The 14,707-nt window shown below is 71.3% G+C and carries 9 protein-coding genes; 5 read left to right on the top strand and 4 right to left on the bottom strand.

Annotation, left to right across the window (positions count from 1 at the left end):
• Nucleotides 1–769 precede the first annotated feature (769 nt).
• The 3 genes from WMF24_RS27220 to gltB are packed head-to-tail and all read right to left on the bottom strand — an operon-like array spanning nt 770 to nt 7,805.
• The gene (locus tag WMF24_RS27220; RefSeq protein WP_437730310.1) at nt 770–1,759 is read right to left on the bottom strand and encodes an MDR/zinc-dependent alcohol dehydrogenase-like family protein; all 990 of its coding nucleotides are present in this window, start codon (nt 1,757–1,759) and stop codon (nt 770–772) included.
• A gap of 9 nt (nt 1,760–1,768) precedes the next feature.
• On the bottom strand, nt 1,769–3,208 hold the full coding sequence (locus WMF24_RS27215) for a glutamate synthase subunit beta (RefSeq protein WP_437730309.1): 1,440 nt from the start codon (nt 3,206–3,208) through the stop codon (nt 1,769–1,771).
• Nucleotides 3,201–7,805 carry a glutamate synthase large subunit gene (gltB, locus tag WMF24_RS27210; protein ID WP_437730308.1) on the bottom strand — a complete coding sequence of 1,535 codons (4,605 nt, stop codon included), beginning with the start codon at nt 7,803–7,805 and terminating at the stop codon, nt 3,201–3,203. The genes WMF24_RS27215 and gltB overlap by 8 nt, the downstream gene beginning before the upstream one ends.
• A gap of 303 nt (nt 7,806–8,108) precedes the next feature.
• Here gltB and WMF24_RS27205 point away from each other — a divergent pair, with 303 nt between their 5' ends.
• Complete coding sequence (locus tag WMF24_RS27205; RefSeq protein WP_437730307.1) at nt 8,109–8,948, top strand: metallophosphoesterase family protein; 840 nt, start codon at nt 8,109–8,111, stop codon at nt 8,946–8,948.
• Complete coding sequence (locus WMF24_RS27200) at nt 8,949–9,689, top strand: 4'-phosphopantetheinyl transferase family protein (RefSeq protein ID WP_437730306.1); 741 nt, start codon at nt 8,949–8,951, stop codon at nt 9,687–9,689.
• Between the two features lie 74 nt (nt 9,690–9,763).
• Here the strand turns inward: WMF24_RS27200 and WMF24_RS27195 are convergent, their stop codons facing one another.
• The gene (locus WMF24_RS27195; protein WP_437730305.1) at nt 9,764–11,386 is read right to left on the bottom strand and encodes a metallophosphoesterase; all 1,623 of its coding nucleotides are present in this window, start codon (nt 11,384–11,386) and stop codon (nt 9,764–9,766) included.
• A gap of 411 nt (nt 11,387–11,797) precedes the next feature.
• Between WMF24_RS27195 and WMF24_RS27190 the strand changes: the two genes are divergently transcribed.
• From WMF24_RS27190 to WMF24_RS27180, 3 genes are read left to right on the top strand one after another with little or no spacing between them, the layout of a single operon-like run.
• On the top strand, nt 11,798–13,033 hold the full coding sequence (locus WMF24_RS27190) for a YncE family protein (protein ID WP_437730304.1): 1,236 nt from the start codon (nt 11,798–11,800) through the stop codon (nt 13,031–13,033).
• A complete protein-coding gene (locus WMF24_RS27185) occupies nt 13,030–13,794 on the top strand; it encodes a c-type cytochrome (RefSeq protein WP_437730303.1) in 765 nt (254 codons plus the stop codon). The genes WMF24_RS27190 and WMF24_RS27185 overlap by 4 nt, the downstream gene beginning before the upstream one ends.
• 25 nt (nt 13,795–13,819) lie before the next feature.
• Nucleotides 13,820–14,449 carry an endonuclease III domain-containing protein gene (locus WMF24_RS27180; RefSeq protein ID WP_437730302.1) on the top strand — a complete coding sequence of 210 codons (630 nt, stop codon included), beginning with the start codon at nt 13,820–13,822 and terminating at the stop codon, nt 14,447–14,449.
• The last annotated feature ends 258 nt before the right edge of the window (nt 14,450–14,707 follow it).

Below are 14,707 nucleotides of genomic sequence, written 5' to 3'. Positions count from 1 at the left end.
ACTCCCCTTGGCGCTCATCGATGCTCCTGATCCCTGCCGCAACGTGCGACTCCTACCAGGATCTATTCCAGTCGGCTGCGTGAAATTCTCTTGAGGAGCGCTCCGAGGCATCTCTCGCGAAAGCCGAGCCCGCGAGCTGCGCCGGGCGGGCGCTTTTCGTGAGAGGCCTGCGACGGCTCATGGGGCTCACGCGTTGCTTGCGGCTGCCGGAGATTCTCATCCCGAGAACGTGAAAACGCGCTGAAGTTCATCCCGGTGTTTCCTGTCGTGACGCCACGACCAGCGATCGGTCGAGCGGCGGCTGCGGCCGATTCCCCGGGAGAGGGCGATTCCGTGGTTCTGCGGATGCGCTTGCCTGAATGCAGACCGCGGTGGGTGCCGTGTCGCCCTGCTGCACGGAACGCATGGGGCGGACGCGTGACATCGGAACGGAGGGAGACGTCACGGAGGGAGACATCGGCCCGTTCGCCTTGTTGAGCGAGAAGCGTTCGGGGCAACGCCGCTCATATCACCAGCACGCCTGCTCCGGACAGCAAACAGACGGGCTCTGCCTTGGCCGTGCGCGGGCGGAGGGGGCGAACGCGGCGCCCCTCCGTTCCTGGTGACGAAGCAGAAAGAATGAACAACTGGATGCGGGTGTGGCCGAGATCGCGGAATGGCATCCCGCGAGATCTGACCTCGCCGGGGCGGGGGACGGGCACGCCGCCCTCCAGCCCGGGTCGAAGCTGCCGCAGGGCGCGGCGCCGAGCTCAGCGCGTGACGAGCACCTTCAACGCGTGACGAGCACCTTGAGGGCCCCTGGCGCCGCCGCGGCCTCCAGCGCCTCGGCGGCGCGCTCGAGCGGGAGCCGGGTCGACACGAGGGAGCGGACGTCGATGCTGCGGGCCTCCAGCGCGCGCAGCGCCGGCTCGAACAGCCCGCAGCGAGACCCCACCACCGTGATCTCGTGGACGACGAGCTCGGCGAGGTGGACGCTGGAGAGCCCGGCCACCGTGCTCTTCAGCACGAGCGTGCCGCGCGGCCGGGTCGCGCGGACCGCCCTCGCGAACCCCTCGGCCGTGCCCGTGGCCTCGACGACCAGCTCGGCCTGCTCGCCCGCCCACGCGCCCTGACGAGGCGCCGCGCCGGCCTCGCCCGTGAGCTCGGGGCGAAGGAGCTCTGTCGCGACGCCCCGCGCGCGCAGCAACGCGAGCTTCTCCTCGTGCTTGCCGACCGCGAGGACGCGGGCGCCCGCCTGCTGGAGCACCTGCGCGATGAGCAGGCCGAGCTTCCCGTCGCCGAACACGAGCGCCGAGGTGCCCGGCGCCACGCGCACCTGCTCCAGGATCGCGAACGCCGCCGCGAGCGGCTCCGTGAACACCGCCTCCTCGTCGTCCACGCGTTCGTCGACCGCATGGAGGTTGGCGACGGGCACCGCGACGCGCTCCGCCAGCGCGCCGTCGGCGCCGACGATGCCCATCACGGTGCGCGCCGGGCAGTGCCGCCCCAGCCCGCGCGCGCAGGTGCTGCAGCGGCCGCACGCGAAGTTGATCTCACCCACCACGCGGCGACCGCGCCACGCGGCGGGCCCGTCCACGACGTCGCCGACGAACTCGTGCCCGAGCGTGCCGCGGAAGCCCATGTACCCGCGGACAATCTCCAGATCCGTGTTGCAGATCCCCGCGCACCGCACCTCGACCACGGCCATGCCAGCCGTGGTCGAGGGAGGTTCGCGGTCGACGACGCGCGCGACCGTGCCGTCCCAGACAAGCGCGCGCACGGGCGAGCCCTAGCTCGCCGCCAGCGCCAGCCGGCGCTTCGCCGGTTGCATCAGGTACGCGTCGACCGCCTCCGCGGCCTTGCGCCCCTCCGCGATCGCCCAGACGACGAGGCTCTGGCCGCGCGACATGTCGCCGGCGGCGAAGACGCCCTCCACGCTCGTGATCTGGCCCGGGGCCTTCACGTTGCCGCGCTGGTCCATCGCGACGCCGAGCTGCTCGATCAGGCCCTCGCGCTCGGAGCCGACGAAGCCCATCGCGAGCAGGACGAGCTCGCACGGGATCTCGAAATCGCTCCCCGGGACGGGCACGAACTTCCCGCCCTCCAGGCTCACCCGCGTCGCCTTGAGCGCCCGGACGTTCCCGCGCTCGTCCCCGACGAAGCCCGTCGTCGACACCGACCAGTCCCGCTCGCCGCCCTCCTCGTGCGAGGACGACGTGCGGAGGATGAGCGGCCACGCCGGCCACGGGTTCGTCAGCGAGCGCTGCTCCGGCGGTCGGGGCAGGAGCTCGAGCTGCGTGACGTGCGCCGCGCGGTGGCGGTGGCTCGTGCCGAGGCAGTCGGAGCCGGTGTCGCCGCCGCCGATGACGACGACGCGCTTGCCCGTCGCGAGGATCGCCTCGCTGTCGGGGATCACGTCACCGGCGACCCGCTTGTTCTGCTGGGTAAGGAAATCCATCGCGAAATGGATCCCCTTCAGCTCCCGGCCCGGCACCGGCAGGTCGCGCGGCCGGCGCGCCCCGCCGCACAGCACGATGGCGTCGTACTGCGCGCGCAGCGCGTCGCCGGTGATGTCGACCCCGCAGTTCACGCCCGTGCGGAAGGTCACCCCCTCGGCCTGCATCTGCTCCATGCGCCGGTCGATGAGGTGCTTCTCCATCTTGAAATCGGGGATGCCGTACCGGAGCAGGCCGCCGATGCGATCGTCGCGCTCGAAGAGCGTCACGTCGTGCCCCTTGCGCGCGAGCTGCTGCGCGGCCGCGAGGCCGGCGGGACCGGACCCGATCACCGCGACCTTCTTGCCCGTGCGCTGCTTCGCGATGACCGGCGCGATCAGGTTCCGCTCGAACGCGCGATCGGCGACGCCGCGCTCGACGTTCTTGATCGTGACCGGCTTGCCCTCGATGTTCAGCACGCAGGACGCCTCGCACGGCGCCGGGCACACGCGCCCCGTGAACTCGGGGAAGTTGTTCGTCGCGTCGAGCGCCGCGATCGCCTCGGGGAGGCGCTCGCGGAACATGTGATCGTTCCAGTCGGGGATCAGGTTCCCGAGCGGGCACCCGTCGTGACAGAACGGAATGCCGCAATCCATGCACCGCGCTGCCTGGTCGCGCAGCTCGGGATCGGGGATCGGGAGCTCGAACTCCTGCCAGTCGTTCAAACGCTCGGAGACGGGCCGCTTCTTGATGTCGACCCGCTGGATCTCGAGGAAGCCTCGTACCTTACCCATGGGCGGCCGACCTCTCTCCCGTGCTCGCGGGACCCGCGTTGGCGGGGATGTAACGTCCAGTGGAAACGTAGGGGGTGGAGGGTGAAAGGAGGGACACGATCCCGTTCGACGCGTCCGCCCCGTTCGTCGCGGGCGCCGACGCGGCCTCGAGGGCGCGCCGGTACTCGCTCGGGACGACCTTCACGAACTTCGGCAGGACGGCCTGCCAGGAGTCGAGCAGCTCGGTCGCCTTCCGGCTGCCCGTCCGCTGCACGTGCTCCTCGAGCAGCGCCCGCACCGACTCGGCGTCGGCCGCGGTCATCGTCTCGAGCTGCACCATCTCCTTGTTGCAGCGCGCCTCGAACAGGGCGTCCTCGTCGAAGACGTAGGCGAGCCCGCCGCTCATGCCGGCCCCGAAGTTGCGGCCGGTGGTGCCGAGGATGATCACGGTGCCGCCCGTCATGTACTCGCAGCCGTGGTCGCCCACGCCCTCGACGACGGTGGTGGCCCCGCTGTTCCTGACCGCGAAGCGCTCGCCGGCGCGGCCGTTGAAGAACGCGCGGCCGCTCGTCGCGCCGTAGAGCACGACGTTGCCGACGATGACCTGGTCGTCCGGCTTGAACGGCGCCTGGCGCGGCGGGCGCACCGCCACGACGCCGCCCGAGAGGCCCTTGCCGACGTAGTCGTTCGCGTCGCCCTCGAGCTCGAGCGTCATGCCGCGCGAGGCGAAGGCGCCGAAGCTCTGGCCGGCGCTGCCGCTGCACCTCACGACGATGCTGTCCTCGGGCAGGCCGGCGCCGCCGTGGCGGCGCGCGATCTCGCCGCTCAGCATGGCGCCGATCGTCCGATCCGAGTTCCGCACGCGGGTCTCGATGACGACCGGCGAGCCGCCGTCGATCGTCGCGCGCGCCTGCTCGATCAGCTTGAGGTCGAGCACCCGGTCGATCTTGTGGTCCTGCAGCTCGACGCAGTGGGTCGGGCTCGTGAGCGCCTCCTTCGGGCGGTAGAGCACCTCGGAGCAGTCGATCTTCCGCGCCTTCGGGTGGAGCCCGGTGCGCCGCTGCACGATGCAATCGGAGCGCCCGACCATCTCGGTCAGCGTGCGGAAGCCCAGGCTCGCCATGATCTGCCGGAGCTCCTCCGCCACGTAGAAGAAGAAGTTGATGACGTGCTCCGGCGCGCCCGTGAACTTCTTGCGGAGCTCCGGGTCCTGCGTGGCGATGCCGACCGGGCAGGTGTTCAGGTGGCACTTGCGCATCATGATGCAGCCCGTCGCGACGAGCGGCGCCGTGGAGAAGCCGAACTCCTCGGCGCCGAGCATGGCGGCGAACGCGACGTCGCGGCCGGTCATCAGCTTGCCGTCGGTCTGGACGATGGCGCGGCCGCGGAGCCCGTTCATCACGAGCACCTGGTGCGCCTCGGCGAGCCCGAGCTCCCACGGCACGCCCGCGTGGTGGATCGACGTGAGCGGGGAGGCGCCGGTGCCGCCCGAGTCGCCGCTGATCAGCACCACGTCGGCGTGCGCCTTGACGACGCCCGCGGCGATCGTCCCGACGCCGGCCTCGGCGACGAGCTTCACGCTGATGCGCGCCTTCGGGTTGATGTTCTTCAGGTCGAAGATGAGCTGCGCGAGGTCCTCGATCGAGTAGATGTCGTGGTGCGGCGGCGGCGAGATCAGCGTCACGCCGGGCGTGGAGTGGCGCACCTTCGCGATCACCGCGTCGACCTTGTGGCCCGGGAGCTGGCCGCCCTCGCCGGGCTTGGCCCCCTGCGCCATCTTGATCTGGAGCTCGTCGGCGTTGACGAGGTACTCGGCCGTGACGCCGAACCGCCCCGAGGCGACCTGCTTCACCGAGCTCCGCTTCGAGTCGCCGTTCGCGAGCCGCAGGAAGCGCGCCGGGTCCTCGCCGCCCTCGCCCGTGTTGGACCTCGCGCCGATGCGGTTCATCGCGACGGCGAGGGTCTCGTGGGCCTCGGCCGAGATGCTCCCGAACGACATCGCGCCGGTGGCGAAGCGCTTGACGATCGAGGCGGCGGGCTCGACCTCCTCGATCGGCACCGGCGGGCCCGCGGGCTTGAAGTCCCACAGCCCGCGGAGCGACATCGGGTGGTCCTGCTGCTCGTTGATGACCGCGGCGTACTCGGCGTAGCTCTTCGCGTCGTTGAGGCGGACCGCCCGCTGGAGCGACGAGATCGACTGCGGCGTCCAGAGGTGCCGCTCGCCGAACACGCGGTAGTGGTGGTGGCCGCCGACGTCGAGGTGCGCGCGCGCCCGCTCGCCGTACGCCGCCTGGTGGCGCGCGAGCGCCTCCTCGGCGATCTCGCGCAGCCCGACGCCGCGGACGCGCGACGCCGTGCCGGTGAAGTACGCGTCGATGACGATCTGATCGATGCCGATCGCCTCGAAGATCTGCGCGCCCTGGTAGCTGGAGAGCGCGCTGATCCCCATCTTCGACATGATCTTCAGGATGCCCTTCTTGAGCGCCTTCACGTACCGCGAGCTCGCCGCGGACGGCGAGAGGTCGCCGAGGGTCTTGTCCCGGCACATCGCCGCGATCGACTCGAACGCCATGTACGGGTTCACCGCGCCCGCGCCGTAGCCGATGAGCAGCGCCATGTGGCCGACCTCACGCGCCTCGCCGGTCTCGACGATGATGCCGGCGCGCGTGCGCGTCCCCTCGTTGATGAGGTGGTGGTGCACGGCGCCCATCGCGAGCAGGCTCGGGATCGGGGCGAGCGTCTCGTCGATGCCGCGGTCGCTCAGGATGAGGATGCTCGCGCCGTCAGCGATCGCGCGGCTCGCGTCCTTGCACAGCTTCGCGAGCGCGCTCCGCAGGTTGTCCTCCGGGTCACCGTCGACCGGGAAGTACATCGGCAGCGTGGCCGCCCGGAAGTCGGGGAAGACGTTCTTGCGCAGCTTGGACAGATCGTCCTGCGTGAGGATCGGGTGCGGCAGCTCGAGCATCCGGCACTGGCGGGGCGTCTCCTCGAGGAGGTTGCCCTCGCCGCCGACGCAGCTCACGAGCGACATCACGATCTCCTCGCGGAGCGGGTCGACCGGCGGGTTCGTGACCTGGGCGAAGAGCTGCTTGAAGTAGCGGAAGAGCAGCTGGGGCTTCTCGGAGAGGACGGCGAGCGGGATGTCGATGCCCATCGACCCCACCGGCTCCTCGCCGAGCGTGGCCATGGACGCGAGGATCATCCGCAGATCCTCCTCGGTGTAGCCGAAGGCCTGCTGCAGGGTCCGGAGCTCCGCGTGCGGGACGGTGTAGAGGCTCGGCACGTCCTCGAGGGCGCGCAGGTCGATCTTGTTCTCGGCGACCCACGCCGCGTACGGCTTCTGCGTCGCGACGCGGCGCTTGATCTCGTCGTCGCTGACGACGCGGCCCTCGCTCGTGTCGACGAGGAACATCTTGCCCGGCTGGAGGCGCCCCTTCTGGATGACGCGCGCCGGCTCGATGTCGAGCACGCCGAACTCGCTCGCGAGCACGACGAGCCCGTCGCTCGTCACGACGTACTTCGCGGGGCGCAGCCCGTTGCGGTCGAGCGTCGCGCCGATGAGCCGCCCGTCGGTGAAGCAGAGCGCCGCGGGGCCGTCCCAGGGCTCGATCAGGCAGCCGTGGTACTCGTAGAAGGCCTTCTTCTCGGCCGACATGTCCGGGTCGAGCGCCCAGGCCTCGGGCACGAGCATCATCATCACGTGCGGGAGCGACCGGCCGCTCGCGAGCAGGAAGTCGACGACGTTGTCGAGCGCGGACGAGTCGGACCCGCCCGGGCGGATGATCGGCTTGAAGTCCTCGATCGCGTTCGCGAACACATCGCTCTTGAGCAGCGCCTCGCGCGCGCTCATCCACGCGGTGTTGCCGCGGACGGTGTTGATCTCGCCGTTGTGCGCGATGACCCGGTAGGGGTGCGCGCGCTCCCAGGTGGGGAAGGTGTTCGTGGAGAAGCGCGAGTGCACCATCGCGAGCCGCGACACGGTGCGCTTGTCGGAGAGGTCGGGGTAGAACGCCGAGACCTGCTCCGCGAGCATCAGCCCCTTGTAGACGACCGTGCGCGACGAGCAGGACGCGATGTAGAAGTCGTCGGCGTGCGCCGTGCGGCCGGCGCGCTTGCGGATCGCATAGAGGACCTGCTCGAAGGACTGGCGAGGCGCGGCCCGGCCGATGAAGAGCTGGCGGATCGCGGGGCGCGAGTCGCGCGCGACAGGGCCGATCGCCCCGTCGTCGATGGGGACGTCGCGCCAGCCGAGGACGCGCTGGCCGTGGTGCACGACCGCGGCCTCGAGGATCGCCTCGCACTGGCGGCGCCGCGCGGGGCTCTGCGAGAAGAACACCGTCGCAACCGCGTAGTCTCCGGGAGCAGGCAGCTCGATGCCCAGGGCCGCGAGGGACGCGGCGTACAGCTCGTGCGGGATCTGGAGGAGGACGCCCGCGCCGTCGCCGGTGCAGGGGTCGCAGCCAGCGGCGCCGCGATGGGTTAGATTTTCGAGGATCTCGAGCGCTTGGCAAACGACCTCGTGCGTCGCTTCACGGCGGAGCGTGGCGACGAATCCGAGACCGCAGGCGTCGTGTTCGAAAGCCGGATCGTAAAGACCTTGTCGTTGGGGCAGAGGCATGGTGCTGACTTCACACGCGCGTAGCACATGTGGCACTCGGATTGGAGCCCTAGTTAATGCGGCGCGCCAGCTCCGGCGGGATCGGCGGCAAATCAGGGCCAGACCGGGGGCCAGATCCGGGGGCCGGATCGGGGACGGACCGAGCGCGGGTCCGGGGGGAGGCGTCCTCCGCTCCCTGGCTGGACGGGGGGAGGGGGGTCGGGGGAGGGGGCTATGCTCGGCAGTGGACGCCCGTCGTCGCCCGTGGTCTGTGGGTGGGGCTGGCCGGCCTGCTGGCCCGGCCGCCGGTGACGTGTCGTTAGGATGAAGCTCTTCGCACTCAGTGATCTCCACGTCGGCTATGCGGAGAACCGGTGGGCCATCGCGGGCGTGACGCCGCGGCCGAGCGACTGGCTCATCCTCGCTGGCGACCTCGGGGAGACGGAGGAGCACCTGCTCTACGTGCTCGACACGCTGGGCCCGCGGTTCAAGCGGCTCGTGTGGGTGCCGGGCAACCACGAGCTCTACACGATGCCGAGTGAGCGCGGCGGGCCGCGCGGGCAGGCCCGGTACGAACGGCTGGTCGAGCTGTGCCGGAGCCGCGGCGTGATCACGCCGGACGACCCGTACGTGGTTTGGGAGGGCGAGGGCGGGCCGCTCGTGCTCGCGCCGATGTTCCTGCTCTACGACTACAGCTTCCGGCCGGCCGACGTGTCCGAGCGCGACGCGGTGGCCTGGGCGGTGGAGAGCGGCGTGCTCTGCAGGGACGAGGAGCTGCTCGACCCGGCCCCGTACGAGAGCAGGCCGGCGTGGTGCCGGGCTCGCCTCGCCCAGACGGAGGCGCGACTCGCCGCGATCGGAGAGCTCCCGACGGTGCTCATCAACCACTTCCCGCTGCGCGAAGAGCTCGTGCGCTTGAGCCACATCCCGCGCTTCTCGATCTGGTGCGGGACGCGGCGCACGCACGATTGGCATACGCGCTTCCGCGCGCGCGTGGTCGTGTCCGGTCACCTCCACATCCCGCGAACCGACTGGATCGATGGTGTTCGTTTCGAGGAGGTGTCGTTTGGATATCCTCGCCAGCGCCCCATCGATCGCACCGCCGACAGCTGCCTGCGGGAGATCCTGCCGGGGCCGGCGGGCGCGCCTCCGGTGAGGGCGTAGATGCTCGAGATCGGCCCCGGCGCCGCGCACCTCTGGTACGTCTTCTCCGACGCGGTCCGCGACGAGGCGCTACTCGCGGCGTACCACCGGCTGATGGCGCCCGACGAGGCGACCCGGCAGGCGCGCTTCCTGTTCGCCGAGAACCGGCACGAGTACCTGCTCACGCGGGCGCTCGTGCGCACGGTCCTCTCGAAGTACGCGGACGTCGCGCCCGAGGCGTGGACGTTCGTCCGGAACGAATTTGGTCGACCGGAGATCGCGGGCCCGCCGGGCGTGCCGCCGCTGCGGTTCAACCTGTCGAACACGCACGGGCTCATCGCCTGCCTCGTGGCGGTGGACCGCGACGTGGGCGTCGACGTCGAGGACACCGAGCGCGTGCGCAGCGCGACGGAGATCGCCGACCGGTTCTTCTCGCCCGCCGAGGTGCGCGCGCTGCGCGCGCAGCCGCTGGAGCGGCAGCGGACGCGCTTCTTCGAGTACTGGACGCTCAAGGAGTCGTACATCAAGGCGCGCGGGATGGGGCTCGCGATCCCGCTCGACCACTTCTCCTTCCACCTGGACGACGGGCCGACGATCGGCATCTCGTTCGACCCGCGGCTCGACGACGATCGCGCGGCCTGGCAGTTCGCCCTCCGCAGGCCGTCGGCGCGGCACATGATGGCCGTCGCCATCCGCCGGGGGAGCGATCCGCCCCTGTCGATCGAGCTGAAGGAGACGGTGCCGCTGCTCGACCGAGGATGAGCGGCGGCGGGCGTCGCGCCGCGTGAAGCGCGCGCGGCGTCGCCGTGGAGCGCGAGGCGAAGCGGCGCGCGCGATCAGTCCGGCCGCTCGATCGAGAGCTCGACGTTGCGCCACGAGGGGTCGCCGCTTCCGTCCTTGCCGAAGCCGGAGGTGACGTCGACGACCGCCCGGCGGCGCCCCTCGGCGGCGACGGGGTCGTCGTCGACGGCGTAGTCGAGGGCGATGCCCCGGATGGCGAGGAAGCCGTTGTCCTCGTCCCAGATCTCGATCACGCGGACCTGGTGGGGGTAGTCGGAGAGCGCGGAGGTCTCGAGCTCCCAGTAGGCGTGCCCGCCGCTCGGCGTCACCGGGGTGACCCGGTGCACGTGCGTGTGGCCGGCGAGGTGGAGCAGCACGTTGTCGTAGCCGCCCACGAGCGCCTGCCACGCGTCGACGGTGAGCGCGCCGGGCACGGTGGGCGCGCCCGTCCCCGCGAACGAGCCGTCCCCGAGCAGGCGCGACGCGTGGTGGGACGCGAGGACGACCCACCGGCCCTCGCGCTGCGCCCGGTCGAGCGCCGGGCGGAGGAAGCGATCGACATCGTCCTGGACGATCACGCCGTTCGCGCCGCCGGTCTCGGCGGCCGTGTCGAGCACGACGACGCGGAGGGGCGTGTCCTTCACGTCGAACTCGTAGAACGCCTTGCCGTACGCGCGCGTGTCCGCCCCGATCCCGTGCCCGTCGCCGGAGGCCGCGAGCTGCTCGAGCAGGGCGGGCCGGCTCAGGAGCGCCCGGCGCGGGTCGGGGACGACCTCGCCGGTGACGACCGGGCCGCCGGGGAGCGACCAGTCGCGCGTCCCGCCGTCCGACGTGCTGCCGATCGCGAGCTCGGCGCGGGTGTCCACCGGGAAGTTCCCCTGGTGCAGGACATCGTGGTTGCCGGTCACCCAGCGCCACGGCATGAGCAGCCCCTCGGCGAAGAACGGGTCCTTGGGGTCGTTGCCCGGGCCCTTCACCGGGTCGTCGTCGGCGCCCGAGTCGCACTCGACGCGCTCGGCGCCGTCGAGGATGGCCGTGAACCACGCGATCTCGTTCGTCTGCGCGCTGTCGGCGTTGTCGCCGCCGAGCAGGACGAAGTCGATCGGCGTGCTCCGGTGGAGCGCGTTGATCGTGCGAACGGCCGCGTTGAGGATCCGGCACTCGTGCCCCTCCTGCGGGCGGAACGCCGACGCGAACGGGCCGGGCCCGTCGAAGATCGCGAGCCGCGCGGGCGACTCGTCGTCGGCGAGCTGGGTGTCGGCGAGGTGGACGAAGCGCGTGAGCAGCTTCGGCCGCGGGCCGCGCGGCGGCGGCGGCGGGGCGCCGTCGAGCGTGGCCGGCGCGAGCGGCTGTCCCGGGCCGACCTCCATCTCGCCGTAGCCCTCCGCCAGCATCGCCTCGATCTCCACCGGCACCGCGGGGTTCCTCTCCGGCGGATCGAGCACCGCCGAGCGCGGGATCAAGGTGCGCTCGGTCGTCAGCGGCGGCGCGCCGCGGAGCGCCGGGAGCGGCTCCGGCGCGGAGACGGGCGAGGGCGCGACGTGCTCCTCCGACGCGCAGGCCGCGAGCGCGAGCAACGAAACGAAGGAGCACGCCGCGGCGCGGCCCCGGCGCGCGCACGGGACCAGCGGCCTGCCGTGCTCTGCCGCACCGGCGCCCACAGCTCGAGTCTGGCTCATCGCTTCCTTACATGACAACACGCCAGCGCCTGATCAAGAAATGTTCATCCTGACGGTAGAGTCGTTGTCGCGAGCGGGCGTCGATCGATGGAACGAGAGATCCTGGATGGGCGTGCTGTATCTCACGTGGTGCGGCATGGCGTCGCAGGCCGCCTGCGGGCGCTCACGGGCGGCCTGCGCCATGGTAGGGCGATGTCGCGGTCGCGGGCCCCCGCGCCGGCTGCTGTCAGAGCGACAAACGGGTTGCACCCGCCGGAAACGAGCAGAACTTCGAACCGCCAAGACGCCAAGGACGCCAAGACCTTGTCTTCTTCTTGGCGTCCTTGGCGTCTTGGCGGTTCATTTCTCGCTCGATCAACGTGATCGTTGTTCTAGGATGCGGCGCGTCCGGGCTCCCTCTCGAGGTCATCCATGGTCCTTTCGCGATTCCTGGGCTGCGCGCTCGCGGCGGCGACGCTGGCGAGCTGCGCCGAGCCCGATCCCATCATCGAGACCCATTACGAAGCGTACGAGGGGGACGCCTATCCGAGCCGGCGTCCCAAGATCGTGATCCCCGAGGGGGGCATGGGGGTGGTGAGCGACAGCCGATCTGACACGCTCTCGCTCATCTCGCTCGCCACGGGGGAGCGGTTCGGCGTTCACCCCGTGGGGCGCGATCCGGTGACGATCGACGGGCCTCATCACGTGGCGGTGGACCCTTCGCAGAGAGCCCTCTATGTCGCGCTGTCGTATCCTGACCTCATCGGCGCGGTCGGCCCCCACGCCAGCCACGGGGGGAGCTCGGTGGCAGGATACGTCCAGAAGCTCGCGCTCGACGACCTGCGCCCCCTCGGGCAGGTGCGCGTCGAGCCGAATCCGGGCGATATCGTGATCTCCGAGGACGGCAGCCGACTCGTCGTGTCCCATTTCGATCTCCAGCGCGCGATAAAGAACCCCGGCGACGTCGACGCGGCGCGCTCATCCATCGCGGTGATCGATCCGGAGGAGGTCCTCCCCTCGGGCTCGGCCGCGCCGGTGCATATCCCGGTCTGCATCACGGCGCACGGGATCGCCCTCTCGCGCCCGGACGGCGCGCGCGCCTACGTCGCTTGCTATGGCGAGGATGTCCTCGCGATCGTCGACCTGACGGACCCCGCCGCCGAGGTGAAGCGCGTGCCCGTGGGGCCGAGCCCGGCCATGTTCGAGCCGTCCTATGGGCCCTACGCCGCGGCCATGTCCCCGGATGGGAAGACCATCGCCGTGAGCAACGTCCGCAGCAAGGACGTGCGCTTCTTCGACGTCGAGTCCGGCGCCTTCCGCGAGCCCGACTCGGACGCGATCCTGTTCGGCTCGCCGTACTTCGTCGCGTGGAGCCCCGATTCGAGCCGCATCTACGTGCCGATGCAGGCGCCCGACGCGATCCAGGTCATCGACGTGGCCGCCGGGAGCACGGCGCTCGCCTACCGCGACCTCACCGCGGTCTGCGACAGGCCGCACATCGCGGACTTCGACGGGGCCGGCGCGCTCTTCGTCGTCTGCGAGGGGGACCAGATCGCGACGCCGGGCAGGGTGCTCCGGCTCGACCCCGAGACGCTGGAGACGCTCAGCGACACCGAGGTGGGCCTCTATCCCGACGCGTTCGCGCGCGTCGCGGCGGAGGCGCCGTGAGGGCGCGCGGAGGCCCCGCGGCCGCGCTCGCCTGCGCGGCGCTCGTCTGCGGCGCCGGCGCGTGCGCGGGCGATCCCGAGACGAAGATCGTCGACGCGACCGCCGTGGAGCACGGCGCGGCGCTCTTCAGCGACCCGTCCGTCGCGGAGACGAGCTTCAACCGGTATTCCTGCGCGACCTGCCACGAGGCGACCCCCGGCGAGGCGGGGGACGCCATCCTCCCCGGCGCCCCGCTCGCCGGCGCGGTGAATCGCCCGCATTACTGGGGCGGGCAGGAGGTCGATCTCCTCTCCGCGATCAACCACTGTCTCTATTACTTCATGACGAAGGACGTGCCCTGGACCGCCGAGGACGAGGCCGCGCGGGCCATGTACGCCTACCTCGAGTCGCTGCCAGCCGACGGCGATGCGGCCGAGGCCGCCCCGTTCACGCCCATCTATATCCTCCGCCAGCCGCCGCGCGGCGATCCGGAGCGGGGCGCGCTCATCCACGAGCGCGCCTGCGCCTCGTGCCACGGCCGCGCTCACTCGGGGGAGGGGAGGCTCGTCGAGCGCGCTCCGGCGCTGCCCGACCAGACGCTCGACGAGCACCCGCGCGACGAGTACACGGCGGTCGAGCGCCTGCTGATCTTCGTCGAGAAGGTCCGGCACGGCGGGTTCGTCGGCTACGGCGGGCAGATGCCGCCGTTCTCCCTCGAGGTCCTCTCCGAGGAGGAGTTCGGTGATCTCCTCTCCTTCTACGAGCTCTACGAGCTTCGCTGACCCGCGTCGAGCTGCCTGAGCCCCCGTGAAGCGCGCCGAGAAAGCCGCGAGGATCGGCGAGATCCTCGATCGATTGTACCCGCAGCCGGGCATTCCGCTCGCCCACGAGGACCCGTATTCGCTGCTCGTCGCGGTGATGCTCAGCGCCCAGACGACGGACAGGATGGTCAACGCGGTGACGCCGGCGCTGCTCGCGCGCGCCCGGACGCCCGCGGAGATGGCCGAGGTGCCGGTCGAGGAGATCGCCCGGCTCATCCGGACGGTCGGGCTCGCGCCCACCAAGGCGAAGAACCTGAAGGCGCTGAGCGAGCGGATAGCGCGCGAGCACGGCGGCGTCGTCCCCGCCTCGTTCGAGGCCCTGGAGGCGCTGCCGGGGGTCGGCCACAAGACGGCCTCGGTGGTCATGGCGCAGGCCTTCGGCCACCCCGCCTTCCCGGTGGATACCCACATTCACCGGCTGGCGTTTCGATGGGGCCTGTCGTCCGGAAAGAACGTTGTCGAGACGGAGCGCGACCTCAAGCGCACGTTCCCCCCCGAGCAGTGGAACAAGCTCCACCTGCAGATCATCTACTTCGGCCGCGAGCACTGCCCGGCGCTGCGGCACGACATGGCGAGCTGCCCCATCTGTAGCTGGGCCGCGCGCCGGCGACGCTGAGCGCGGCGCCTCGGCACGACGGGCAGCCGCGCGTCCGGGCGTGCGTCGCAGCGTGTACTGCGGTTGCCCACCGCCGCCGGGAAGGGCCGCGAGGGTATCCGGAGCGCCGGTGGCGGTCAAGCAAGGCGCACCGTGTCGGCGCCGTCCGGAACGTCGTCGCGGGCGCGTGCCGCTCGCCGCGCTGCGGCGCGGCTCGTTTCGGGCGCGGTCCGGTGCGGTTCCCCGTCGCCGCGCGCGTGCGGTTCGAGTAAGGCATCC

The organism is Sorangium sp. So ce1335 (assembly GCF_051521615.1).
In the GTDB taxonomy this organism is placed as follows: Bacteria; Myxococcota_A; Polyangia; order Polyangiales; family Polyangiaceae; genus Sorangium.
This window is presented reverse-complemented; position numbering and strand designations above follow the sequence as displayed.